Below are 24,355 nucleotides of genomic sequence, written 5' to 3'. Positions count from 1 at the left end.
TTAATTTTTGCCCTTAGATTTCTTAATTTCTTTTTCTGGTGGTAAGAGTGAAGTCATCTTTTGGTATGTTTCAAACAAAAAAGCTATTCGAGCAATTTCTGTGTTTGGTCCTTTAAATCCATAGACAGAATCCACAGCCTTATCAAGTTTTTGATGTGCTTTAAGAAGCTCACTAGGCATTGTTTTTGGGTCGTATAAACCAGCTAAACTTTCGTTTGGATAATTGCTTCTAGCTTTTAAAATCGCAAATGCAGCTTCTTCTATCGCTTTCGATTGTTTTTCGTTGGGTTGAATCCATGGAAACGTGTTGTAAACCAGGCTGGCAGAATATCTATAACGACTTTCTAACCTTCCTCCTACATTTCTCATCCAGCAGTTGTGCATGGTCGATGAAAGCAGGCCAAATATCAAAGGTTCAGCACTAGGAATATGATACGTTGCGTTACTTGAAATGACATTTCTATCAACAAAACCAATTGGAATAAATTGTCTGTTTTCAGATGATGTTTCAGGTATCAACAGATAGTCCGTATCCGGCTGAGATATATAAAAGAACTTCATTGGTGTCGAAGCACTTTGTCGAGTTGGTTTGGCCGAGCTTTTTAATCTGAATTCTTGGACTTTTTTTATCCTAGCCAAGACCAAAGGCATCGCTCGTATTTCTGAAATGTCAGCACCGTCAAGCCATAAACACCATCGACTTGTATTGTTTATGAACTCATCCCCGCCCACAAACCGTCTGAAGTATTTTTCGGAAGATGGCTCATTTGTAATAAATTGGTTTTTTTCTTCGTCAGTAAATAGGAAATTTCCATCATCTGTTGGTTTGTTGCCATAACGCATGCTTGGTAATTTTGAGATTGGCTGCTGACGCTTGCAGGCAATCACATCCACCCCGTCTCTCAAATATGGATTAATATTTTTTGCCTTAATAGCTAATGGTTCTCCATTAATACTTTCATACTCATAGATTATTTTTTCATCTGAATCCTTCAACCCAAATCCGATAATTACGCAGTGAACCGCCGCTACTCCTGACGCCTCATTTGTCCAGCTGAAAGTTCTGTGAGCAAAGTTTATTTTTATGCCTAATGAGAGCAGAAGCGGCCAAAGCAACGATACTTGCTCACCTTGAGTAATACTATTCGTTGAGACAAATGCACAGCGTATGTTTGCATTTGTTTGAATGTAATGTGCTGCTTTGGGATACCAAGCAGCAACTAGGTCTAAGTCTGAAGCGGATTTAAGATTTCCAAAAACAGATAGTAAATCCGCTTTTTGTCCCGGTGTTTGTTTACTTTTACCAACAAATGGAGGATTTCCTAATATGAAGCAACATTTTTTAGCCTCTAAAACATCGTTCCAATCAATCTGTAAAGCATTAGCATTCAAAATGTGAGGAGTAGATTTTAGTGGGATACGGGCAAAGTAGTTTCCAAACTCATCTGAAATTTTCATATTCATTTGGTGGTCTGTAAGCCAGAGAGCAACCTGAGCAATCTGTGCGGGAAACTCCTCTATTTCGATACCAAAAAACTGGTCTACGTTAATCTGAATAAGATGCTCAATATCCAAAACTTGTTGACCACCTCTATGCAATCCTCTTAACACTTCAATTTCTAAAAGTCTTAGTTCTCGGTATGTGATTACAAGAAAATTTCCGCAACCGCATGCAGGGTCGAAAAATGTAAGTCCTCTTAGTTTTTTGTGGAACGCTAGTAATTTATTTTTATTATTTTTAACTTTCTCGAACTCTACCCAGAGCTCGTCAAGAAACAATGGCTTGATTAACTTGAGAATATTTGCTTCGCTGGTGTAGTGTGCCCCAAGATTTCTTCTCTTTTTAGCATCCATAATGCTTTGGAATAAACTTCCAAATATTGCTGGTGAAATCCTGCTCCAATCTAATGAGCACAAGTCAAGCAATGCCTCTCTCATTGCTTTATCAAACTGAGCTGGCGGAAGTGGCTCCTCGAAAAGTTTTCCATTGATATATGGAAATGCAGCAAGGTGTTCGTCTAGATTCTTTAATCTTTTTTGTTCTGGGGTATTGAGAACATAAAAAAGTGTATTGATATGATGTGCAAGGTCACTGCCGTCCTCTAGCGTCTTTGTCTCGATATATTCTTGGAATAAACTTTTCTCAAAAATAGTTGTGTCTTCTGCGAATAAGCAAAAAAGTAAACGCACTAGATAAAGTTCTAAAGCGTGTCCCTCATATCCAACCAACTTCAGGGTGTCATGAAGCTTACCCATCCGTTCAGCCGCCTTAATATTAATAGGGTCTTGTGGCTTGATTACTTGAGTTTGATAACCAGCTATAAAACCAAAAGACCTCACATTTTGGTATAAGTCCTTTAAAAGAAATTCAACTGACTCTTTTGTTATTAGGTCTGTTAATCTGAAACGCTGGAAGTCGCAAACTAAAACGTATCTGGGTAAGTCTCTTTCTGCAATGCCAGAAAAGTAATCAAGTGCCTGGTCATACGCTTTGTCGAGGTCTTTACCTCTGCTTTTCATTTCAATAAGAAGAATGCCAGGCCAAAACAAATCTACGAATCCTCGAGATTGTTCCTTATGGGCCTTGGCGAACTTTTTCACAGCATGCTCAAATGTTGCAACTCTCTTATTAGTTATTCCAAAAACTTCGAAAAAATCTATTAAAAAGGGTTTGGCTTGACTGTTTTCATCTGAGGCGTCTTCCCATCTTTTAGAAAACTCAATAGCTTTTCTTCTTATCTCGTTCCAGCTTAAAGCCACAGATTAGCTCCCGATAATTTTTAAATTATTTGAAATTGGATATATGGGCCAATGTTAAAACAAAAAAGTCAGCACTGGGCTGCCTTTTTGCTTTTGCCATATTTCCAGGCATCAAATTCCTTGAATTCATCTTAATCATTTATTAAATCTTTTTTAAGAGTCCATAAAGGGTTAGTTGGACATTATTGGATAGCAGAAGATTTATTAGCGCCATAGTGCAATTTGGTGCAAGAGGGTCAGAAAGGAAGCTGTAGAAATTTGCAACACGAGAAGATTCGACTTTGAAACTCAGGGATGTTCGTTAAATCATGAAGTTATTCCTAGTCTGCAGGGAGTTGTTACATTCTTCTTAATGCACCAGCTTGGGGCATTTGTATATTTGAAAAAATGCTAAGGCTTAAAGTTTCAATATGTTTCAACAATGGTAAAGCTGGGTAGTCCATTCGCCAAGTGGACTTCTACCACCACTTCTGGCGCCTCCATGCCGCTTAACGCGCGACTGTATAACACCGCCAGACTCATAGCGCACTCCTCAATAATGGAATGCTAACAATTGTAAATTAATTTTTACTTTCTGGATGCCTGCCCTTCTTCAAGCTGGCTGATTTTTTCTTCAAGACGTTTTAATTGCTCTTGCGTGCGCGCTAATAATGCAGATTGGATATCGAATTCTTCACGCGAAACAAGTTCCATTTTGGTGAGTGCGCCCTGAATTAGTGCATGCAAGTTGTTATTTAGCTCTGAAATGGGGCTTGATTCGATTAGTTGTTTGATTTTTAAAGATAATTCCTGAATTTTTTCATTTGAAATCAGCATGGTGAAGGCTCCTTTGTTGGCTATTTTAGCATTATCAGTGAGTAAAAAGGGTGGTTGCACCCATATGTTTTAGAGTTAAATCAATAAAAAACAGTTTATTAAATAATTAATTTAATATTTTAGATTATAAATATATTTTAAATAATTGATTATAATGTTATTTATAGTTTGGCACGTGCTTTGCTTTGTGGTTGTTGTTTCATTCTCGTTTACAACAACTTAATCAAAGATTTCACAGAGAGAGGACTCATAATGCGTCAATCTATATTGCTCACAGCAGTGTTAAGCACATTATCTTTTGCCCAAGTTTCATACGCAGCTGAAGAGGCTAAAGAAGAAAAATCAGCCTGGGCTGCTACTGCAAACGTTGGATTTGTTTCAGATTACTATGCTCGTGGTATTTCACAAAACTGGCACAAACCTGCCGTTCAAGGCGGTATTGATATTACTCATGACAGCGGCTTTTATGTCGGTGCATGGGGTTCAAACGTGACACCAAATACCTTCCCTGATGCAACTGCCGAAATTGATATTTATGGTGGGTATAACGGAACTATTCCTGCTATTGAAGGCTTGGGTTGGACTGCTGGTTTGATCAGCTACCTGTACCCAGGTGGTTCATGGAAGAAATATAACTTGGCAGGTGACGCAGCAGGCTTCCGTCAAACACCTAAAGGTGGTCGCTGGGATACCACAGAGGTTAACTTCGGTTTGTCCTACAGCTACTTCAGTGCAAGACTTTCTTACACTTTAACCGATTGGTTTGGCGCGGAACGTGACACTGGTTGGGATGGAAGTACCAAAGGGACTACCTATCTGGAATTCAACGTAGCCTATCCTTTGCCATGGTGGGAGCTGACATTGATTGGTCACGTTGGCCAGCTGAATGTCAACGGTAAACTCAATACTCAAGCTGATTTCAGCGCGATTGGCGGTGGTGCAGGCCCTAGTACAAGTATCACTGGTGCTTCTAGCCCAGATTACATCGACTACAAGATTGGTCTGAGCAAGCCATTTAAAATTGGTGCATCGGAGGGTTGGACAGCAGGTTTATACTATGTGGGTGCCAGCAACCGAGAGTACTGGGGTGAGAATGGTTACGGTGGCGCCAGCTTTAACGGTAGCACACAAACTAAAGACCTGAACGAAGGTCGCGCAGTATTTACACTGTCACGTACATTCTAAGTAACAAGTTTAGATCTGGCAGGCGTTCTGCCTGCCAGAGTTAACAACGGGAGAAGCAAATGAAATTTGTATCCGCAATAATCAAGCCATTCAAGCTTGATGAAGTGCGTGAAGCTTTGTCCAACATTGGCGTACAAGGCATCACGGTCACTGAGGTTAAAGGGTTTGGCCGTCAAAAGGGGCATACCGAGTTATATCGTGGTGCGGAATATGTCGTGGACTTTTTGCCTAAAGTGAAGCTCGAAGTGGCGATCAAGGATGACATGCTTGATCAGGTAGTGGACGCAATCGAAAAAGCGGCAGCCACTGGCAAAATCGGTGATGGCAAAGTATTTGTCTTCGATCTGGAACAAGTTTACCGTATACGTACCGGCGAAACCGGTCCGGATGCGCTATAAGAAAGGGCTTCAGCTATGAAGAAAATTCTTTCCATGTTATCGCTGGTCGCTTTGATGGGCCTGGCGGCAACCCCTGTGAGTTATGCTGAAGAAACAGTGACAGAAACCATCACTGTTGAAGAAACTGTCGCGCCAGAAGCGGCACCTGCGGCTGAAGCACCTGCTGCTGCCCCGGCTGAAGAGGCACCGGCTGCAGCTGAAGCAGCGCCAACACTGGATGTGGGCAATACTGCATTTATGATTGTGGCAACCGTGTTGGTGATTTTGATGACCATCCCAGGCCTGGCTTTGTTTTACGGTGGGTTGGTGCGCCAGAAAAACATGCTTTCCGTGCTGATGCAAGTCTTTGTCGTATTTTCCATGATCTCTGTTCTGTGGGCGGCTTACGGCTACAGTATGGCGTTTAGCGAAGGCAACATGATCGTTGGCGGCTTGAGCAAGGCGTTTCTGGCAGGCATTACGCCAGATAGTTTATCTGGCAGTATTCCCGAATATGTTTTCCTGACTTTCCAGTTGACTTTTGCTGCAATTACACCAGGCCTGATTGTGGGTGGTTTTGCTGAGCGTATGAAATTTTCAGCCGTATTGCTGTTCGCGGCATTGTGGGTGACTTTTGCCTACATCCCAATCGCACACATGGTTTGGGGCGGTGGTTACCTGGCAGAGTTGGGTGCCAAAGACTTTGCCGGTGGTACTGTCGTGCATATCAACGCAGGGGTGGCAGCATTGGTCGGTGCCATCATGCTGGGCAAACGTATTGGTTACGGTAAGGAAGCGATGCCTCCGCACAACCTGGTGATGACCATGATTGGTGCCTCATTGCTGTGGGTGGGCTGGTTCGGTTTCAACGTGGGCAGTGAATTGGCTGCAGATGCAACAGCAGGCATGGTGCTGATCAATACACAATTGGCAACGGCTGCTGCAGTATTGGGCTGGATCTTTGCCGAATGGTTGTTCCGTGGCAAGCCTAGCATGCTGGGTGCTGCATCCGGTGCGGTTGCCGGTTTGGTAGCGATTACGCCTGCATGTGGTTTCATCGGTCCTATGGGTTCCATCATCCTGGGCTTTACAGCAAGCTTTATCAGCCTGTGGGGTGTGACTAAACTGAAATCAGCCTTGGGCTATGATGATTCGCTGGATGTATTCGGTGTACACGGCCTGGCAGGTATCTGGGGTGCGGTGGGTACGGGTGTACTGATGGCACCTGGCCTGGGTGGTGTGGGTTATGCCGAAGGCGTGACCATGGGTGGACAAGTGACCACTCAAATCATCGCTGTTGTCGTGACATTGATCTGGACTGGTATCGTGAGTGTGATTCTTTATAAAGTCGTAGATGCTGTGGTTGGTCTGCGAGTGAGTGAAGAATACGAGCGTGAAGGCCTGGACACGACAGAACATGGTGAGCGTGCTTACAGCTTGTAACACTTGTGTGATATAAGAAAACGGCTCTTATTGAGCCGTTTTTTTTTTTGGGGAACTAATATAAACTCAAGTTATCCATCCACAGGGCCTAATTAACAACAATTCTTATCATGGCAAACATTCAACCAGCATCTCTCACGCCTTTTCAAAGAGTCGTTAAGTTACTTTCGTTTGAAAAACAGGATATTTTTCTGCTGTTTTATTTAACAGCGGCATATGGTGTCCTTGGCATTGCAACGCCCGTGGCAGTACAGACCATGGTCAATATCGTCACCATGGGAGGAGTCTTGCAGCCACTCTATGTGGTCGGCGTCATCCTGTTTTGTTTGCTGGCACTGTCAGGCGCAATTTATGTCATTGAGAGCTTTCTGGTTGAGATGATCCAGCGCCGGATTTTTGTGCGGCATAGCCTGCAGATTGCAAAAAATACCGAGCAAATCCACATTTCAGTTTACGATCAATTCAATCCTGTCGAACTGGTCAACCGGTATTTTGATATTCAAACCGTTCAGAAATCAGTCGCGACCTTGCTAACAGTAGGTTTGACCGCTTTGCTGCAAGGCTTGATTGGTAGCATTGTTCTGCTTTTTTACAGTCTTTATTTCGGGATTCTGGTCATTCTCATGATGATCGTGTTGTGGGGCATTGTTTTTGGCTTGGGTAAGCCTGCCGAAGAGACTGCCATCAAAGAGTCCAAGGCCAAGTATGAAATGGCCGCTTGGCTGGAAACCATCGCCCGGAATAAATGGCTCTCGAAATTCTATGGTGCCAGACAGCGCAATTCGGCCAACACGGCGCAACTTGCTGAAGGCTACCTGCTGGTTCGGAACAAACACTTTAAAGTATTGATGATGCAACTGATAGGCGCGGTGAGCTTGTATGCCTTGATAGGTACCGGCATGCTGATTCTGGGGGGCACACTGGTGATTAAAGGCCAGATCAATCTGGGCCAGTTTGTTGCAGCAGAGTTGATCATTTTTGGTGTGCTGTCAGCGTTTGTGAGATTCGTGACCAAGCTGGGGTATTTTTATGACCTGCTTGCCGCCGTAGACAAGGTGGGCGTGCTGGAAACCCTGCCAGTAGAGCGCTCTGGCGATCATCAATCAGGCGATGAGGGCTACAAGACGCTTAAGGTCAATCAGCTGACTTTCAGGCATGCAGATCAACCGGCTTTGGTGAGTAATATAAGCTTTACCTTGCACCGAGGCCAAAGCTTGGCGGTGATCGGTGCGCTAGGCAGCGGCAAGACCACTTTGCTGGAGTTGATCACAGGCTTGAGGCAGCCGGTGCAGGGGCATGTCAGTTACAACGATATTGACGTGCGCCAGCTTGACCTGTCGCATTTGCGTGATCGGATCGGTGTTGCCAACAAAGTCGAGTGGCAGCATGGCTCCATTCTGGATAACCTGAAGCTGCAACGGCCAGGAATCGCGCTGGATGACGTGATCGAAGTACTGCAGGTGTTGGGGTTATGGCAAGAAATCAGCAGGTTGCCCAATGGCATAGAGACGGTATTGACTGACTTTGGTGCACCAATGACGCATACGCAACTGCAACGTTTAATGCTGGCCCGTGCCATGCTTGGAAAACCGGATGTATTAATCATTGACAGCCTGCTGGACCAGCTGTCACAGCACGAGCTCGATCAGGTGCTCATGCTGCTTAAACGACAACAGCAAGATTGGATATTGCTCATCACGACACGTTATCAACACATTGCGCAGCACTGCCAGCAGGTGGTGAACCTGCAAAGCAAGACGCTGACCGATCACACGGGAGGCCAGCATGAATAAAGCAGTTGAAACCATGCTGATGGAAGATGTGCAAACGCCTGAGCGATTAAGGGTCTGGATCAGGCGCATGGGTTGGTTGCTGGTCGTGTTGCCGTTGGCATTTTTACCCCTGCCCTGGCAACAAAACGTGACCGCCTTGGGTAAGGTGACTGCCTACTCGCCCTCCGAGCGGGTGCAAACGGTGGATGCACCTGTCAGCGGGCTGATTCAGCACTGGTATGTACAAGAGGGTTCGCAAGTCAAACAAGGCGATTTATTGCTTGAAATCAGCGATACAGACCCAAATTTCCGGCAACGCCTGCAAGCACAGCGTGATAATCTGGAAGACAAGCTTGCTTCCAAGCAAAGCGAATTATCGGCTTACACTGTGCAGCGCGACAACCTGGCAGCGGGCCGCGATGCCAAAATCACCGCAGCCCAATACAAGCTGGATGTCGCTAACCAGAAAATCCGTAGTGCACAGGAGGCAGTGAACTCGGCGCAGGCGACCCTGGATGCGGCTACCCTGCAGGTCAAACGCATGCAGCGCCTGCTGGGCGATGGGCTGGTTTCCAAGCGAGATACCGAAGTGGCTGAGCGCGACCATACTATTGCCAGCCGTAACCTGAACAGTGCTCAGGCGCAATTGGAATCCGCGATGGCCGAAGCGCAGTCGGCGCAGGCGGAAATTCGCCAGGTGCGTGCCGATACACAAGCTTACCTGGACTCGGTGACGGCCAATATCAACAAAATTAAAGGTGAAGTCTCAGATGCCGAAAATAGCCTGCATACCTCAGAGATTTCACTGGCGCGGCAAAACATGCAAAAAATCATCGCCCCGCGCGACGGTACAATTTTCCGTTTGCCAGTCAATTCCCAATCGCAGATCATCAAGCAAGGCGATCCGCTCCTGATTATTGTGCCGCATACCTCACAACGCGCCGTCGAGTTATGGGTTGATGGTCGCGATGCACCGCTGATTACGCGGGATAGCACCGTGCGCCTTGAGTTTGAAGGCTGGCCTGCCATTCAGGTGCCAGGGTGGGCGCAAGTCGGTGTGGGTACCTTTGAGGGCAAGATCGCTTTTGTCGACCCGACGGATAATGGCACAGGCCATTTCAGAATCATGGTGGTGCATCAGGAAGGCACCCCTGCCTGGCCTGAGGCCAGATTCTTGCGCCAGGGCATTAGCGCAAAAGGCTGGGTATTGTTGCAGAAAGTGACCATTGGTTATGAGTTGTGGCGGTTGTTAAATGGCTTCCCACCCAGAATTCCACCCGAGCCGACGCCGCTTAATATCAGCGGCGGTTCCGGAGTGACAAAATGAGTTTCCAAAGATTCGTGCTTGCCATCTGTAGTCTGGTGGGCATCCTAGGCATGGTATCTGCCTCGGCGGATGACGCGCTCAATGACAGTCGTGCCCGTCAGCGCTTGCAGAATACAGAAGGCCGAGCGCTGGAGCCTTATGCCAAAGGGGCTGGTGTGCCATTGCATGATGCGGTCAAGCACCAGCAACACCAGCGTAGCAAAGCTGTCACCATAGACTTGAAAAGTGCATTGCAACCTTTCGAATCGCCAGAAACTGTCAATATGTTGAGCAATGCGCCCAAGCAGGGAGCGCAATTGAGTATTGCAGACGTCAGGCAAAAAGCCTTGCAAAACAACCTTAACCTGCAAGTGGCCAAAATGGATCCGACCATTGCTGCACAATCATTGCGCGAGGAGCAAGCCAAGTTTGACCAGGTGATTTTTGCTTACGCCAAATATGGCCAGAAAGATTTACCCGCCATGTCAGGTGACAAGGTGATATTCAAATCTGACAACACCGCGCTCGATGGTGAGCTGGTCAAGCTCAATCCGGCCGAGCAAAAAAAAGAATTCTGGGAGTTGGAAACCGGGATTAAAGTGCCATTGAGAACCGGTGGCAACATCACCCTGAGCGCGCCACTGGAAAATTATGAGAGCAAGGGTAGCCTGGCCAGCGATCAATATCGTAGTGCTTTGCGCTTCTCGTTCAGCCAGCCTTTGTTGCGTAATGCCGGGCGTCAGGTCAACGAGGCCAGTATCCGCATTGCAGCACTTGACCAGGACAGCGCGCAACTAAGAACACGTTTGCAGAGCATTCGTATTGTTACCCTGGTGGATAAAGCCTACTGGGATTTATACGAGGCATGGGCAGCACTGGATGTCCGCCGCAACCAGTATGAATATGCCAGCCAGAATTTGGCCATGGTCAAACGCCGCGTGCAGGAAGGCTTGACGGCCGCGATTGAAGTGAATCGTGCAGAAATTGGCGTGGCGGACCGCATGGAAGCGCTGATTATTGCTGAAACCAACCTCAAACTGGCACAACGGCAGTTACAGTTTTTACTCAATGAGCTTCCGGAACAAGGCACAAGTAACTCGCCGTGGGTGCCTTCAACGACGCCAAACCTGGTTAAATTTGAATTTGACCGGGAAAAACTGCTTAAAGATGCATTGGAAAGCCGGATCGAATTGCTGGAGCAGGAACTCAGGCTGAGCGCAGATCAATTACAGATTGATTATCTGCAAAACCAGACCCTGCCCATGTTCACGCTGGATTACCAATATGGGGCACTTTCCAGTTCGGCCAACCGGCTGGGCAATATCGGCCAGGACTTGCTGAATGGACAATACAATGACTGGTCTATCGGGCTTAAGTTTGAAATGCCGGTTAGCAATGAGGCGCGTAAAGCCAAGCTGGATAAAGCGATTGCCCAGCGCATGCAACGACTGACCAATAAAACGTTGCAAACCCTGACCGTCAAACGCGAGATCCACGATGCACTGGATAAAATGGAGCAAAACTGGCAACGCATCCTGGCGGCACGCCAGCAGGTGATGATCGCGGGGTATAACTACGAAGCAGAGCTCAAGCAGTTTAATGAAGGCTTGCGTACCATGACAGAAGTGCTGGAAACGCTGACCCGGCTGGGCGAGGCGCAAATCAAGGAAATCCGCGCCATTAATGACTATCAGGTTGCGCTGATAGATTTAACTTTTGCCACCGGGACAGTGTTAGGGTATACGCAGATTAGTATGCAGTAGGGCATTTTCAACCGGTATAACTCAAGTGATATTCCCTGAGTGTCTGCAGCCTGAATATGGCGCTGTAACCATTTGACTTAGAGGCTGCGGCTAGTACTACCGCTGCCTGAAGCTATTCCGTGATGCCAGGTTTAAGCAGGGTTTCCACCTGCGCTAGCGTCATGCGGTGGATCCCCGCTTTTTCGCCATGTTTGCGTGGTGCTGTACGCAGGTCGTCAGTCTCGAAAATACTGATGCGCTGCGTGCCATAACGTGTTTCTACCAGCACCACGGGTACGCGTTTGCGTAGCAGTTCGTGTTTTTGTTTGCTCGGACGGTCGGACATACGGTACTGCTGCTCGTCAAGGCGGTAGGGAATATTCTGGTTAAGCAGGTAGATTTCCAGTTCTTTGGCGCTTTCGGCAAACACATGGATTTCGGTATCGGTGTGTGGCCCGGCGGTGCCCTCCATGACAGCACCTGTCAGGAAAGGCTGAAATTTCTGCAGCAAACGCATCGTGTGTAGTGCGGCCTGACGTAACTCCAGCAGGTGGGCGGCGTCGGTTTCGTCTGCATAAAGTGCATGGTACTCACGTAAAGCCGCATCAATTTCGCCGTTGGTCGGCAACGGCGCATCCTGCGTGATCCCCATTGCTTTGATGGCTTTGCGCTTGGCACGGGCATAATCACTGATGCCTTCTTCAAACATCAGGCGGGCTGCGGACTGCGCGATTTCTTGCCGCAGGTCACTTGGAAATTCGTCAAACATACCGTGGCACTCGCAATTTAAAGTGTCTTAGTTAGGGCTCAGCAATTTAGCGGCCGGATTCGAGGGCAGCTTTTTGTCGTCATTGCCACCACCACTATGCTCACCAATCAGCCGTTCCAGGAAGGAAGGCTCATCATCCGCCGGGGCTTGTTCACCTTCTGGGTCAAACAGGCCAGGCAGATTCTCTGGGGTTGATTGTGGCAAGTGTTCTTCGTAAAAATATTCATAAATGCCGGTATCATCTTCGCCGACTTGTGCCCCCGTATAGGCGTCCACTTTCAGTTGTAGTACGCCATCCGGTACCTTGTACTGGTAAACCGGCAAACCAGGCAGTGTTTGCTGCATATAACTGATCCAGATCGGTAATGCAGCACGGCCGCCAGTTTCACCGCGACCCAGGTTGCGTGGATTGTCATAACCTACCCAAGCGACAGCGACCTCTTTCGGGTGATACCCGGCAAACCACGCATCAAACTGGTCATTGGTGGTACCGGTCTTGCCGGCAATATCAGGCCGACGCAAAGAAAGCGCTGCCCGGGCTGTGCCGTCCCGCACCACGTCTTGCAACATGGTCGTGATGATAAAGGCATTGCGCTGGTCGATGACCCGCTCTTGCGAAACATGTTTACCGGCTTGAACCGCTTGAATCACCTTGCCGCGGCTATCCACAATCTTTTCAATCAGGTAAGGATGTACCCTGTAGCCACTATTGGCAAAGGTCGCATATCCCGCTGCCATTTGCCAGACGGAGGTTGAGCCAGCACCTAATGCGGTGGAAAGGTAAGCCGGATGATCTTTAGGGTCAAAGCCGAACCTGCGGAGATAGTTCTGGGCATAACGGGCGCCGATGGCATTCATCAAGCGGATGGAAATGGTATTTTTTGACTGTGCCAATGCCTCGCGCAAGCGCATGGGGCCTGCATATTTTTCGTCATAATTACGCGGCTCCCAAGTACTGTTGCTGCCGGTCTCAGTCGAGGAAAAGCTGATGGGCGCATCTTCAAACACGCTGGCTGGACTGTATCCTTTTTCAAGTGCAGCCGAGTAAATAAATGGCTTGAAGCTTGATCCTGGCTGGCGACGACCCTGGGTCACGTGGTTGTATTTGTTGCGCTGGAAACTGAAGCCACCAATTAAGGCCTGTACTTGCCCGGTTTCCGGGTTGAGGGCCATAAATCCACTTTCGACCTGAGGTAGCTGTACCACCATCCAGTTGTCACCTTGCTGATAAACGCGGATAACCGCACCCGGCACCAATGACAGCGGTGTGCGCTTGGCTGGAGGCATATGGTTTTTCACCAGCAGGATTGCTTTATCCTGCAATTTGAGGACTGTGCCACGCTTGGTGACCAAAGTGAGCAGGTTGGGCTCAACCTTGGTGACCAAGGCGGGCACAAACTGGTTGTAAGTGACAAAATCACGCAGTAATTCGCTGACTTCACTGGCCTTCAATTTGCCTGCTGGCAATGAAATGACTTGCTCTGCCCCACGAAATCCGTGCCGCAATTCAAAATTGATAATGCCCTGGATCACCGCGTTATTAGCTGCCGCCTGATGTTTGCTGTTAATCGTCGTGTAGACGCGCAAACCACTAGTATAGGCTTTTTCACCATAGCGTTTATACAAGGTAGCCCTCACGATTTCGGCAACGTATTCGCTGCCCAGAGCTTGTATCTGCTGCCTCGATGACTGGAATTTTAATGGGGTGTTCATCGCCTGCTCCAGCTCGCGGTCCGTAATCATGCCGTAGCGGTGCATATCACGCAGGACTTCATGCTGGCGCTTGATCGCGTAGTCTGGATGAATATAGGGATCGTATTTGCTGGGTGCTTTTGGCAGGCCGGCCAGCAGGGCAGCCTCAGCCAGATTAATCTGCTTGAGGTCCTTATCGAAATACGTCTTGGAGGCAGTGGCAAAGCCATAGGCGCGTTCGCCCAGGTAAATCTGGTTCAGGTAAAGCTCCAGGATTTTGTCCTTGCTGATGGTGTTTTCAATCTTGATCGCCAGCATTGCCTCTTTGATCTTGGTCCAGATGTTACGCGGTGCATCCGGTCCGCTGAAAAAGTTCTTGGCCACTTGCATGGTGATCGTACTGGCGCCTTCATGGCCGCGTCCGGTCAGATTGTTACGGATGGCGCGCAGGATGCCAGTGGTATCAATGCCGTTATGTTGGTAAAAGCGCCGGTCTTCAATCGCCAGAATGGCTTCTTTCATGACTTTGGGGGTTTGTTCAATGGGTACAAAGGCGCGGCGTTCCTGGCCAAACTCGGCAATCAGCCCGCCCTGGGCATCATAAATACGCAACGGTAGTTTGGGGTGGTAGTCCGTCAGCGCATCGAGTGACGGCAATGATGGATAAAGAATACTGATCACTAACACCAGCAGGGCGGCGGCAATCAGGCTGCCGGTAATGGAGAGAAAAAGAAGGGACTGCAACCAGTTTCTTGAATTCATGCTTCTTGCTGCCATCGTGAGAATTACCCATGAATTGTAATCTTTTTTTGCTGATTCATTGGCAGTTAATTATGGAATCATGCAAATAATCAGCATTCTTCCGACCGTCGCGTGGCTAGAGAATTTGCTGTTTCAGCATTCAAAAACGTGAGTTGGCATGGTTGATGCATGCCCCCACGGGGATTTAAATACTTCAAAAGGGTAATACCGTTGAGTCCGGGCTTTTTACAACGCAAAAAAACCAGTTTTATTGGTGTGGATGTCAGTGCAACCGCCGTCAAGATGGTGGAGTTGAGTGCTGTCGGCAAGCAGCAATTCCGGCTGGATGGTTATGCCAACGTGACCCTGCCCAAAGGGGTGATCAGTGATGGCAATATTAATGACCTCGCGCAGGTGGCGGATACGCTACGCTCAGCCTGGCGATTGCTGGGAACGCGCGCACGTCAAGTCGTGTTGGCCTTGCCCACGGCATCGGTCATTTCCAAACGTGTCATCATGCCTGCCGGTTTGCGCGAAGAAGACATGGAGTTGCAAGTCGAGTCCGAGGCTAACCAGTATATTCCGTTCCCACTCGAAGAAATGAATCTCGACTTTCAGGTGCTGGGCCCGATGGGCAAGAGTACCGATGAAGTTGAGGTACTGATTGTTGCGGCCAAGAAAGAGAAAATCGAGGACCGCGTGGCTGTCGCAGAAGAAGCTGGCCTGAAAGTCAGCATTATGGACGTGGAAGCGTATGCAACAGAGACAGCCTATCGCCAGATTCTGAAACAGTTGCCCAACCATAGCAAGAAAACCATCACCATGATTCTTGATATCGGTGCGCACGTCACGCACGTCAATGTCATGGTAGGTACGCATTCTGTGTATTCCCGCGAGCAAGCGTTTGGTGGCGCAATGTTGTCGCAGGAAATCCAGCGCCGGTTTGGGCTTTCGCATGAAGAAAGCGAAATTGCCAAACGACAGGGCGGCTTGCCAGATTCTTATGATCAAGAGGTTCTGCAGCCTTTCTTGCAAAATCTCGCAGGTGAAGTATCACGTGCCGTCTCTTTCTTTACCAACTCTACACAGTACAACAAGGTTGACCATATCTTGCTGGCCGGCGGGGTCGCAGCCACCGAGGGCCTGGCCGCCCTCATCGAACAAAAAGCTGGTGTACATACCCTGGTGGCCAATACCTTTCAGGGGATGACACTCGCCCAGAAAATCAAACCCTCCCAGCTGGAAACGGATGCACCTGCACTGATGATCGCCTGTGGCTTGGCCCTGCGAGGGGTGGACGCATGATTAAAGTCAACCTGTTGCCGCATCGGCAAATCAGACGTGCCGAGCGCCAGCGCGAATTTGGACTAATGGCTTCATTGGTAGCAATTGCGGCGGCGGCCATCCTGTTTGTGAGCTGGAGCTATATCCATAACAAAATCCAGGCACAACAGGCACGTAACCAGCGCTTGCAGGATGAAATGGTTCGTCTGGATAAAGAGATTGCAGTGATTGGCACCTTGAAAGAGCAAATCAAGCATGTGCTGGAGCGCAAGCAGATTGTAGAAGGTTTGCAGAGTGACCGTAACCAGGCGGTATTGATTCTTGATGAACTGGCCAGGCAGTTGCCAGAAGGCATATTTCTTAAAAGCGTCAAGCAACTCGAAGATGAGATTGAGCTTAAGGGTGTGGCAGATACCAACACCCGTATTGCCACATTGGTACATAACCTCAGTGACTCGGCCATTATGTATAGCCCTAACCTGGTGGAGATCAAGGCCAATACCAATGCCCAGGGCGTTAAGGAATATGAATTTGTGTTGCGCGTGTCCTTGAAGCGTGAAGTCGCTGAAGAAGACCCTGCCAAGAAGTCCTTGCCAGCCAAAGGATAACCAAGTATGCAACTTTCTGATTTTAATAATATTGATCTCAAAACGGCCGGCAATCTGCCGATGCCAATGAAAGCGGTATTGCTCTCGATTCTGGCCGCAGCGCTGCTGGTGCTAGGCTATGTATTTCTGCTCAGCCCTAATCTCAAGGAACTGAAAGCCGAAAAGGAAAAAGAGCAAGGGTTGCGCGATGAGTACATGGCTAAAAAAATACAAGCGGTGAGGATCAGGTCTTACGAGCAGCAGGTTGTGGAGATCCAGCGCACCTTTGGTACTTTGCTAAAACAGCTGCCGGATAAATCCGAGATGGATCGCTTGCTCACAGATATTAACCAGGCAGGCTTGAGCCAGGGTCTTTCGTTTGAAGGTTTTGTGCCTATGCCCGAAATATTCGCCGAGTTTTACGCCGAGAAACCCATCAATATTAAAGTGCTCGGTCACTATCATGAACTGGGGGCGTTTGTGACTGAAGTCGCCAAATTATCCCGTATTGTGACGCTACATAATCTGCAAATCCAGCCCGCCGGCAAAGAGGATAAGCAACCGCATAAGGATATGCTGGTGATGGAAGCTGTCGCAAAAACCTACCGTTATCTGGATGCAGACGAAGTCGCTGCACGTAAGGCTCAAGAGAGCAAGGCAGGGAAAAAATAATGCGTAAACAGTCCTTGTTTCCCCTGATTCCAATGCTATTGCTGACAGCCTGCGGTGGCTCACAGGATAGCGATTTGACGCAGTTTATGAATGAGGCAGACCAGATCACGGTTGCCCCGGTAGAACCCTTACCGGAAGTGCAAGGATTCTCCCCTAAGCAATACAACGCGGATGGTGTATTACATGACCCTTTTGTGCCTCGCAAAGCGACGGTGCAAAACACCAACCAGCCTGACTTGAATCGCCCCAAAGAGCCTTTAGAGGCCTATCCGCTGGAAAACCTCAAGTTTGTGGGTGTGTTGAGCAAAAAAAATAGTATCTTTGCCACCATACAAACGCCGGACAACATGGTGTACCAAGTGAAGCCAGGGTCGCATCTGGGTGAAAAATTTGGCGTGGTGACGGCGTTAACAGAAAACCGTCAAACATTGAAATACGAATTAAAAGTAAAAGAGACGATTCAAGACCCCGTCAGCGGTGAGTGGTCTCAGCAAATGACAACATTGGAATTGCAGGAACATCAATGATGAAAAAATTAACATACCTTGTAGCCCGCGTGGCATTCTTGTCGGTAGTCTTGGGGACGCCAGCATGGGGTATCGCAGCGGAATTGCCAGCCTCTGCAAACCGGTTGCAAGCCGTTGATGTGACTGCCTTGCCCGGGGGCCGGTTGAATGTGCAACTGCAATTGTCGCAGCCATTAACAACTGCACCGATCAGTTTCACCTTGAGTAATCCACCTAGAATCGTCTTTGATCTGCCAAATGCGGTGAATGCGACTGGAAAGAATGTGCTGCCTGTGAACCAGGGCGTGTTGAAATCAGTACAAGTGGCCCAGGCCAGTGACCGTAGCCGCGTCGTGCTGAATCTATCCAAGCCCGTGCAGCATCAATTGCAGGTGCAAGATCAGGTTTTATTGGTTGGTTTGGCGCAAGAGGGTGCTGACGTTCCTGTTGCGGCTGCCACAGCCGCCAAGCGTTTTGCCGAACCAGAGGTCGCTGCCGCCCATAAAATCCAGAAAATAGACTTTGTCCGTGGCAAAAATGGCGAAGGCCGTATTTTGGTGGATTTGTCTGATAGCCGCGTTGGCGTGAATGTGCGCAATGCGGGTAAAACCGTGGTGGTGGATTTTGCCGATACTGAGCTGCCGGAAGAGTTTCAACGTCGCTTGAACGTGGTGAATTTCAATACGCCGGTACTCTATGTGGACGCCTTGCGCCATCATCACCAGGCGCAGATTGTGATTGAGCCTCAAGGGGATTGGGAGCAATCTGCTTACCAGACTGATCGCCGCCTGGTGGTGGATATCCGTCCCTTGGTCAAAGACCCGAATAAATTAATCCAGGGATCCAAGCAGGGATACGCCGGAGAAAAGCTGTCACTTAATTTTCAGCGTGTGGATGTGCGGGATGTCCTGAAAGTGATTGCTGACTTTACTGGCAAAAATATTGTAGTCAGCGACTCCGTTTCCGGCACTGTGACCATCGGCCTCAAGGACGTGCCATGGGACCAGGCGCTGGATGTCATCATGAAAAGCAAGGGTCTGGATATGCGCGTCAATGGTAGCGTGATTTCGATTGCGCCTGCTGAAGAATTTGCCGCCAAGGAAAAAGCACAGCTGACTGCCGAGGCAGAGCGTGAAACCCTTGAAACATTGCGTACAGAGGTCTTTTCCTTGAAGTACCAGAAAGCCATGGACTTCAGGAACATGTTGCTGGGGGGCACCAGTACTGCTGGCGGCGCTACGTCTGGAATGTCCACGGGGGGCTCCACTGGTAGCGCGGCCGGGCGCATGAACCGCATTCTTTCGCCACGTGGTAGTGTGACCTTTGATGCGCGCACCAATACGATTTTTGTACAGGACACGCCCAAAAAACTGGAAGAAATTCAGGCGATCATTAATAAAGTTGATGTGCCAGTCAAGCAGGTGATGATTGAATCACGCATGGTCATTGCCTCCAATACTTTCTCGAAAGCCTTAGGTGCCCGTTTCGGTATCTCGCAAACCGGCACGCCAGGGAGTAACAGCAATCTTTCCATAGGCGGGACGCTGGGTAATAAGGCCACGGCTTTCACTGCACCCACCACTGCAGGCGGTACCGGAACATTCACTCTGGGTAACCAGGGCGGCACGATCCAAAGTGCGACCTTGAATAACTACACTATCAGCTCTAATGGTCAGCCTGACTTGATGTCCAACCTGCCGGTGACAAACGCCTATGGCGGCATTGCCTTGAGTCTGCTGAAATTATCTGCAAACCTGTTGTTAAACTTGGAGCTCTCTGCCCTGGAGGCGGACTCTCGCGGCAAAGTGATTTCCAGTCCTCGGGTGACCACCGCCAACCAGCAAAAAGCCAGGATTGCACAGGGTGTTGAGATTCCTTATCAAAGCGCGACAAGCAGCGGTGCGACAGCCGTCAGTTTTAAAAAGGCTGAATTGAGCCTGGAGGTCACGCCACAAATTACACCTGATCAAAGAATTATTATGGATTTGGATGTGCGTAAAGACAGTAGGGGAGAGACTTTGCCTGGAGGGGTAGCCATCAATACCCAAAACGTGCAAACACAAGTCTTGGTCGGCAATGGGGAAACTGTTGTGCTTGGCGGGATTTATGAGCAGGTATCACGTAAAGGTACCGACAAAGTGCCATTCTTTGGCGATCTGCCGGTGGTGGGATACGCTTTCAAGCGTAACACCAAGCAGGAAGATAAAACCGAACTGTTGATTTTTATCACGCCTAAAGTGATGGATGAAACGATTGCCCTCAACTGATTTAGCGCTGACAAACATGTGCAGTTACTGACAGCCGCCAGGCTTTGCCTTAAAATGCCCAACTGAAACGGTTGGGCTTTTTTATGGGTGCGCAAATACCAAACAACATTTTTTTGATCGGATTGATGGGAGCGGGCAAGACCACCGTTGGCAAATTGATCGCCAAGAATTTAGGCAAGACCTTTTACGATACCGATCATGTGATTGAGCAGCGGACTGGCGTCAAGATCCCGACCATTTTTGAGCTGGAAGGCGAAGCGGGGTTTCGCAAGCGTGAAACGTCTACGCTGGAAGAGCTGGCACAGCAGGATAATATTGTCCTGGCCACGGGTGGTGGTGCCATCATCGCTCCTGAAAACCGGGAAATACTCAAGAAATATGGCTATGTGATTTACCTGCGGGCAAATGTGAATGAGCTGTATCTGCGTACCCGCAATGATAAAAATCGTCCCTTGTTGCAGAATGTAGATGTCAAAGCCAGGCTGGAACAATTGTTCCATGCGCGCAATCCACTTTATACCGAAACCGCAAACCTCATTGTGGATACCGGGCATCAGCCGGTAGCGGTCATTATCCAGAAAATTGAAAACGCCCTGAAAGCGTTGGAGTCATCATGCAAACCTTGACCGTCAGCCTGGCTGACCGTAGCTATCCTATTCATATCGGCAATAACCTGCTAGGACAGGCCAACCTGATTTTGCCACATCTAAAGCGTAAACAAGTGGCGATTGTCAGCAACACCACTGTCGCTCCTTTATATATGCAGGCCATTGCAAAGCCTTTACGCGACGCTGGTGTCAGTGTCATTGAGATTATTCTGCCGGATGGCGAGGCTTACAAAAACAACGAAACCCTGCAAACCATTTACGATCATTTGCTGCAAAACCGTTGTGAACGTAACACGACCCTGATTGCACTAGGCGGCGGTGTGATTGGTGACCTCACTGGGTATGCGGCGGCGACTTATCTGCGCGGCGTGCCGTTTATTCAGGTGCCCACCACTTTATTGTCGCAGGTGGATTCCAGCGTGGGCGGTAAAACAGGTATCAATCACCCGCTGGGCAAGAACATGATAGGTGCCTTTTACCAGCCTAAACTGGTGTTGGCAGATATCGATACCTTGAAAACTCTGCCACAACGGGAATTGTCTGCAGGTATCGCCGAAGTCATCAAATATGGCCTGATTCGCGATGCTGATTTTTTTGAGTGGCTGGAAATCAATATGTCCGCACTGATGGCGCTGGATGCCGCAGTAGCCAGTTATGCCATTTACCGCTCGTGTCAGAACAAGGCAGAGGTAGTAGCCGCTGATGAGCACGAACAGGGTGAGCGTGCCTTGCTGAATTTAGGCCACACTTTTGGTCATGCGATTGAAAATGCCATGGGTTATGGTGTCTGGTTGCACGGCGAAGCTGTGGCAACCGGTACCGTGATGGCCGCAGATTTGTCGCAACGTATGGGTTGGCTGAATGATGCGCAAATTGCACGTATTAAAACCATTATGCAAGCAGCCAAATTACCTATAAAAGCACCAGATTTGGGTGTGGAGGAGTATTTGCGGCTCATGCAACTGGATAAGAAGGTTGCTGATGGACGTATCCGCCTTATTCTGCAACAGGACATTGGCAAGGCAGTGATCACGGCAGACTATGATGATGATAAGTTAAAGCAGACGCTGTCACTGGCGGCATAACACAGAAAGCCAAATATGACCTTAGCCCCTTTTGCCGCACATCCCGAACAAACGCGTGGCCGCAAGGTCAGCGAGCAAGAGTCGCCTTTGCGCAATGTGTTCCAGCGCGACCGTGACCGTATTATCCATTCCACCGCTTTTCGCCGACTGGAATACAAAACCCAGGTCTTTGTGAATCACGAAGGCGACCTGTTTCGCACCCGTTTGACGCATAGCATTGAAGTCGCGCAACTTACGCGAGGCATTGCGCGTACCTTGGGTTTGCATGAAGACCTGGCCGAAGCCATTGCGCTGGCGCACGACCTCGGTCATACCCCCTTTGGTCATGCCGGCCAAGATGCGCTCAATCATTGCATGCGTGAGTACGGCGGCTTTGAGCATAACCTGCAATCGTTGCGGGTAGTCGACGTGCTGGAAAACCGGTATGCCAGTTTTGATGGTTTAAATCTCACTTTTGAAGTACGCGAAGGCATCCTCAAGCATTGCTCACGCAAAAATGCACAACTGCTGGGCGATGTCGGCGAACGTTTCCTGCGCGGCGAATCTCCTAGCCTTGAGGCGCAAGTCACCAATTTTGCCGATGAAATCGCCTATAACAACCATGATGTAGATGATGGCTTGCGTTCAGGCTTGATTACGATTCAACAATTGGCTGGCATTCAGTTGTTTGCTGAAAATATGGCGGAGGTCAGGAAACTGTACGGTGAGATAGAAGAAAAGCGTCTGGTGCATGAAACCATACGCCGCATGATTAATGTGCTGGTGGTGGACTTATGCCAGCAAAGCCACCAAGCAATCTCGGCTTTAAATCCTTCCAGCATTGAGGATGTGCGCAAGGCATCTGATTACCTGGTTGGATTTAGTAAAGCACTGGCTGAAAAAAACCTTGAACTCAAACAGTTTTTGCGTAAGCACCTTTACCAGCATTATCGCGTCAATCGCATGAGCGCCAAAGCGCGCCGCATCATTGAAGAGCTGTTCACGGCTTTTATGGATAACCCTGCCTTATTACCCGATGAGTTCCAGTTAGCCGCTAAACAGGACCAGGCGCGCGCAGTGGCTGATTATATTGCCGGCATGACTGACCGCTATGCGATTCGTGAGCATAAACGCTTGTTTGCCGTAGAAGAAAGCTGGTAGCTAGAAGAGGAGTTGCTTGGTGGGTGTAATAAAAAAGGCTGCATCACATGCAGCCTTTTTTATTTGCGCGTTTGAGCCAGATTACGGTTGAGCCAGGTTACTTGGCGACTTGTTTTTCGCGCATTTCGTCCAGCGTTTTGCAATCGATGCACAAAGTGGCGGTTGGACGCGCTTCCAGCCGCTTGAGGCCAATTTCAATGCCGCAACCTTCGCAATAACCATAATCGCCGCTATCGATATTGCGCAGGGTTTCGTCAATTTTCTTGATCAGCTTACGTTCACGGTCACGGTTGCGCAACTCAAGGGCCATGTCAGATTCCTGGCTGGCACGGTCATTCGGGTCTGCAAAGCTGGTGACTTCATCCTGCATGGTATGCACGGTGCGGTCAATATCGTGACTCAGTTCTGCTTTCCAGTCATTCAGGATTTTACGGAAGTGGTCCTGCTGTTTTTTATTCATGTATTCCTCACCGGCGGCTGGCTGGTAAGGGGTGAAAGATTTGTTAACGGTGTCTGCCATGATGGTTCCAAAGAACGAAACTACTGAATAGTTATTGCCCGTGAGGGGTTGTGTACTGCATTACGTCAATCAACAATCGCGCGAGTTTACACCAGTTTTTACAGGGTTGCAAAGTGTCTTTCGCCTTTTGTGGCAACCCTGTTTGTAACGATAAGTTAAGCCTGCTCCCTAACTTCTAGCGCTTTTAAAGTGTTTTCCATGAGCGTGGCAACAGTCATCGGCCCTACGCCGCCAGGGACGGGTGTGATATGGCTCGCACGTTGGCTGGCCACTGCAAAATCCACGTCACCGGTAATTTTTCCATCCGGCAAGCGATTGATGCCGATATCAACGACAATCGCGCCAGGTTTGATCCATTCACCTTTAATCAGGCCTGCTTTACCTGCCGCAGCCACAACCAGGTCTGCCCTGCCAATGTGTCCAGCGAGATCTTTGGTATGTCTATGGCAACTGGTGACGGTGCAGCCTGCCAGCAGTAATTCCAGGCCCATAGGGCGCCCGACGTGGTTCGAAACGCCCACAACGACCGCATCCAGTCCTTTGAGGGAGATGCCGCTGGCTTGCAGCATTTTAATCACACCATAAGGTGTGCAGGAACGCAGCAGCGGCTGACGCACTGCCAGGCGACCAATATTGTATGGGTGAAAGCCATCCACATCCTTGGCTGGGTCAATCAGGGCAAGAATTTCTGTTTCATCAATATGGTGCGGCAAAGGCGATTGCACCAGAATGCCATCGGTTTCATCGTCAGCATTCAATTGTCTAATCAAGGCAAACAATTCTTCTTGTGAAGTGCTGCTCGGTAAATTGTGTGCGACAGAGATAATCCCGACCTTTTCGCAGGCTAGCCGTTTGTTGCGTACATAAATGGCTGAGGCGGCGTCGTCACCAACTAAAATAACCGCAAGACAAGGGGCACGTTTCCCTGCTTGCAGGCGTTGGTCAATCTTGACTTTGATTTCTTCTAACAGTTGATTGGCAATCTGTTTGCCATCAATAATTTGAGCGCTCATGAGCAAAAAAATTGTCGTAAAAAAGATAATTTTATCACATCGACATTGACACAAATTCGTAAAATCGGTT

At 48.7% G+C, this 24,355-nt stretch carries 20 protein-coding genes and 1 pseudogene; 14 read left to right on the top strand and 7 right to left on the bottom strand.

Going from position 1 to position 24,355, the window contains the following annotated elements:
* From F463_RS0109945 to F463_RS0109930, 3 genes and pseudogenes are all read right to left on the bottom strand, one after another.
* The gene (locus tag F463_RS0109945; protein ID WP_018986935.1) at positions 1-2,760 is read right to left on the bottom strand and encodes a DNA methyltransferase; all 2,760 of its coding nucleotides are present in this window, start codon (positions 2,758-2,760) and stop codon (positions 1-3) included.
* Positions 2,761-3,177: 417 nt separating this feature from the next.
* Positions 3,178-3,282 (bottom strand): annotated as a pseudogene (locus tag F463_RS0109935) (magnesium chelatase); the annotation flags it as partial.
* Between the two features lie 45 nt (positions 3,283-3,327).
* Positions 3,328-3,576, bottom strand: coding sequence for an accessory factor UbiK family protein (locus tag F463_RS0109930; protein WP_018986932.1), 249 nt, complete (start codon positions 3,574-3,576; stop codon positions 3,328-3,330).
* A gap of 252 nt (positions 3,577-3,828) precedes the next feature.
* Between F463_RS0109930 and F463_RS0109925 the strand changes: the two genes are divergently transcribed.
* The 6 genes from F463_RS0109925 (at position 3,829) to F463_RS0109900 (ending at position 11,422) form a co-directional block, all read left to right on the top strand.
* Positions 3,829-4,761 (top strand): TorF family putative porin, encoded by a 933-nt coding sequence (locus F463_RS0109925; protein ID WP_018986931.1) that lies wholly within the window; start codon positions 3,829-3,831, stop codon positions 4,759-4,761.
* A 59-nt stretch (positions 4,762-4,820) separates the two neighbouring features.
* Entirely contained in the window at positions 4,821-5,159 is a 339-nt protein-coding gene (gene glnK / locus F463_RS0109920; RefSeq protein WP_018986930.1) for a P-II family nitrogen regulator, read from the top strand.
* Positions 5,160-5,174: 15 nt separating this feature from the next.
* A complete protein-coding gene (locus tag F463_RS0109915; RefSeq protein ID WP_026295492.1) occupies positions 5,175-6,581 on the top strand; it encodes an ammonium transporter in 1,407 nt (468 codons plus the stop codon).
* A 110-nt stretch (positions 6,582-6,691) separates the two neighbouring features.
* The gene (locus tag F463_RS0109910) at positions 6,692-8,374 is read left to right on the top strand and encodes a peptidase domain-containing ABC transporter (protein ID WP_018986928.1); all 1,683 of its coding nucleotides are present in this window, start codon (positions 6,692-6,694) and stop codon (positions 8,372-8,374) included.
* A complete protein-coding gene (locus F463_RS0109905) occupies positions 8,367-9,680 on the top strand; it encodes an HlyD family secretion protein (RefSeq protein WP_018986927.1) in 1,314 nt (437 codons plus the stop codon). The genes F463_RS0109910 and F463_RS0109905 overlap by 8 nt, the downstream gene beginning before the upstream one ends.
* Positions 9,677-11,422: a TolC family protein gene (locus F463_RS0109900; RefSeq protein WP_018986926.1), complete on the top strand. Its 1,746-nt coding sequence runs from the start codon at positions 9,677-9,679 to the stop codon at positions 11,420-11,422. Before F463_RS0109905 ends, F463_RS0109900 begins: the two co-directional genes overlap by 4 nt.
* Before the next feature lie 112 nt (positions 11,423-11,534).
* Here F463_RS0109900 and F463_RS0109895 read toward each other — a convergent pair whose 3' ends face one another.
* Positions 11,535-12,170 (bottom strand): hypothetical protein, encoded by a 636-nt coding sequence (locus tag F463_RS0109895; RefSeq protein WP_018986925.1) that lies wholly within the window; start codon positions 12,168-12,170, stop codon positions 11,535-11,537.
* 27 nt (positions 12,171-12,197) lie between these two features.
* Positions 12,198-14,624 carry a penicillin-binding protein 1A gene (locus F463_RS0109890; RefSeq protein WP_018986924.1) on the bottom strand — a complete coding sequence of 809 codons (2,427 nt, stop codon included), beginning with the start codon at positions 14,622-14,624 and terminating at the stop codon, positions 12,198-12,200.
* Positions 14,625-14,834: 210 nt separating this feature from the next.
* Between F463_RS0109890 and F463_RS0109885 the strand changes: the two genes are divergently transcribed.
* The 8 genes from F463_RS0109885 (at position 14,835) to F463_RS0109850 (ending at position 22,752) form a co-directional block, all read left to right on the top strand.
* Positions 14,835-15,908 (top strand): pilus assembly protein PilM, encoded by a 1,074-nt coding sequence (locus tag F463_RS0109885; RefSeq protein WP_018986923.1) that lies wholly within the window; start codon positions 14,835-14,837, stop codon positions 15,906-15,908.
* A complete protein-coding gene (locus F463_RS0109880; RefSeq protein WP_018986922.1) occupies positions 15,905-16,495 on the top strand; it encodes a PilN domain-containing protein in 591 nt (196 codons plus the stop codon). The genes F463_RS0109885 and F463_RS0109880 overlap by 4 nt, the downstream gene beginning before the upstream one ends.
* Positions 16,496-16,501: 6 nt before the next feature.
* On the top strand, positions 16,502-17,146 hold the full coding sequence (locus tag F463_RS0109875) for a type IV pilus inner membrane component PilO (protein ID WP_018986921.1): 645 nt from the start codon (positions 16,502-16,504) through the stop codon (positions 17,144-17,146).
* Positions 17,146-17,673, top strand: a complete 528-nt coding sequence (locus F463_RS0109870) for a pilus assembly protein PilP (protein WP_018986920.1) — start codon at positions 17,146-17,148, stop codon at positions 17,671-17,673. Before F463_RS0109875 ends, F463_RS0109870 begins: the two co-directional genes overlap by 1 nt.
* Complete coding sequence (locus F463_RS0109865; protein ID WP_018986919.1) at positions 17,670-19,919, top strand: type IV pilus secretin PilQ; 2,250 nt, start codon at positions 17,670-17,672, stop codon at positions 19,917-19,919. Before F463_RS0109870 ends, F463_RS0109865 begins: the two co-directional genes overlap by 4 nt.
* 83 nt (positions 19,920-20,002) lie before the next feature.
* Positions 20,003-20,545, top strand: coding sequence for a shikimate kinase (locus tag F463_RS0109860; RefSeq protein ID WP_018986918.1), 543 nt, complete (start codon positions 20,003-20,005; stop codon positions 20,543-20,545).
* Entirely contained in the window at positions 20,533-21,612 is a 1,080-nt protein-coding gene (aroB, locus tag F463_RS0109855) for a 3-dehydroquinate synthase (protein WP_018986917.1), read from the top strand. The genes F463_RS0109860 and aroB overlap by 13 nt, the downstream gene beginning before the upstream one ends.
* Before the next feature lie 15 nt (positions 21,613-21,627).
* On the top strand, positions 21,628-22,752 hold the full coding sequence (locus F463_RS0109850; RefSeq protein ID WP_018986916.1) for a deoxyguanosinetriphosphate triphosphohydrolase: 1,125 nt from the start codon (positions 21,628-21,630) through the stop codon (positions 22,750-22,752).
* 97 nt (positions 22,753-22,849) lie between these two features.
* On the opposite strand, the gene dksA is transcribed toward F463_RS0109850, so the two are convergent.
* Complete coding sequence (gene dksA / locus F463_RS0109845; protein ID WP_018986915.1) at positions 22,850-23,272, bottom strand: RNA polymerase-binding protein DksA; 423 nt, start codon at positions 23,270-23,272, stop codon at positions 22,850-22,852.
* A gap of 155 nt (positions 23,273-23,427) precedes the next feature.
* Positions 23,428-24,285: a bifunctional methylenetetrahydrofolate dehydrogenase/methenyltetrahydrofolate cyclohydrolase FolD gene (gene folD, locus F463_RS0109840; RefSeq protein ID WP_018986914.1), complete on the bottom strand. Its 858-nt coding sequence runs from the start codon at positions 24,283-24,285 to the stop codon at positions 23,428-23,430.
* Positions 24,286-24,355 lie beyond the last annotated feature (70 nt).

The organism is Methylophilus methylotrophus DSM 46235 = ATCC 53528, assembly GCF_000378225.1.
Classification (GTDB): domain Bacteria; phylum Pseudomonadota; class Gammaproteobacteria; order Burkholderiales; family Methylophilaceae; genus Methylophilus; species Methylophilus methylotrophus.
The sequence above is the reverse complement of the archived record's forward strand: the minus strand, read 5'-3'. Positions and strand labels throughout refer to the sequence as shown.

Bases quoted from the DNA above. Each gene is read 5' to 3' on its own strand.
- F463_RS0109930 (WP_018986932.1), bottom strand. From the start codon at position 3,576: ATGCTGATTTCAAATGAAAAAATTCAGGAATTATCTTTAAAAATCAAA.
- F463_RS0109925 (WP_018986931.1), top strand. From the start codon at position 3,829: ATGCGTCAATCTATATTGCTCACAGCAGTGTTAAGCACATTATCTTTT.
- glnK (WP_018986930.1), top strand. From the start codon at position 4,821: ATGAAATTTGTATCCGCAATAATCAAGCCATTCAAGCTTGATGAAGTG.
- F463_RS0109915 (WP_026295492.1), top strand. From the start codon at position 5,175: ATGAAGAAAATTCTTTCCATGTTATCGCTGGTCGCTTTGATGGGCCTG.
- F463_RS0109910 (WP_018986928.1), top strand. From the start codon at position 6,692: ATGGCAAACATTCAACCAGCATCTCTCACGCCTTTTCAAAGAGTCGTT.
- F463_RS0109905 (WP_018986927.1), top strand. From the start codon at position 8,367: ATGAATAAAGCAGTTGAAACCATGCTGATGGAAGATGTGCAAACGCCT.
- F463_RS0109900 (WP_018986926.1), top strand. From the start codon at position 9,677: ATGAGTTTCCAAAGATTCGTGCTTGCCATCTGTAGTCTGGTGGGCATC.
- F463_RS0109895 (WP_018986925.1), bottom strand. From the start codon at position 12,170: ATGTTTGACGAATTTCCAAGTGACCTGCGGCAAGAAATCGCGCAGTCC.
- F463_RS0109890 (WP_018986924.1), bottom strand. From the start codon at position 14,624: ATGAATTCAAGAAACTGGTTGCAGTCCCTTCTTTTTCTCTCCATTACC.
- F463_RS0109880 (WP_018986922.1), top strand. From the start codon at position 15,905: ATGATTAAAGTCAACCTGTTGCCGCATCGGCAAATCAGACGTGCCGAG.
- F463_RS0109875 (WP_018986921.1), top strand. From the start codon at position 16,502: ATGCAACTTTCTGATTTTAATAATATTGATCTCAAAACGGCCGGCAAT.
- F463_RS0109870 (WP_018986920.1), top strand. From the start codon at position 17,146: ATGCGTAAACAGTCCTTGTTTCCCCTGATTCCAATGCTATTGCTGACA.
- F463_RS0109865 (WP_018986919.1), top strand. From the start codon at position 17,670: ATGATGAAAAAATTAACATACCTTGTAGCCCGCGTGGCATTCTTGTCG.
- F463_RS0109860 (WP_018986918.1), top strand. From the start codon at position 20,003: ATGGGTGCGCAAATACCAAACAACATTTTTTTGATCGGATTGATGGGA.
- aroB (WP_018986917.1), top strand. From the start codon at position 20,533: ATGCAAACCTTGACCGTCAGCCTGGCTGACCGTAGCTATCCTATTCAT.
- F463_RS0109850 (WP_018986916.1), top strand. From the start codon at position 21,628: ATGACCTTAGCCCCTTTTGCCGCACATCCCGAACAAACGCGTGGCCGC.
- dksA (WP_018986915.1), bottom strand. From the start codon at position 23,272: ATGGCAGACACCGTTAACAAATCTTTCACCCCTTACCAGCCAGCCGCC.
- folD (WP_018986914.1), bottom strand. From the start codon at position 24,285: ATGAGCGCTCAAATTATTGATGGCAAACAGATTGCCAATCAACTGTTA.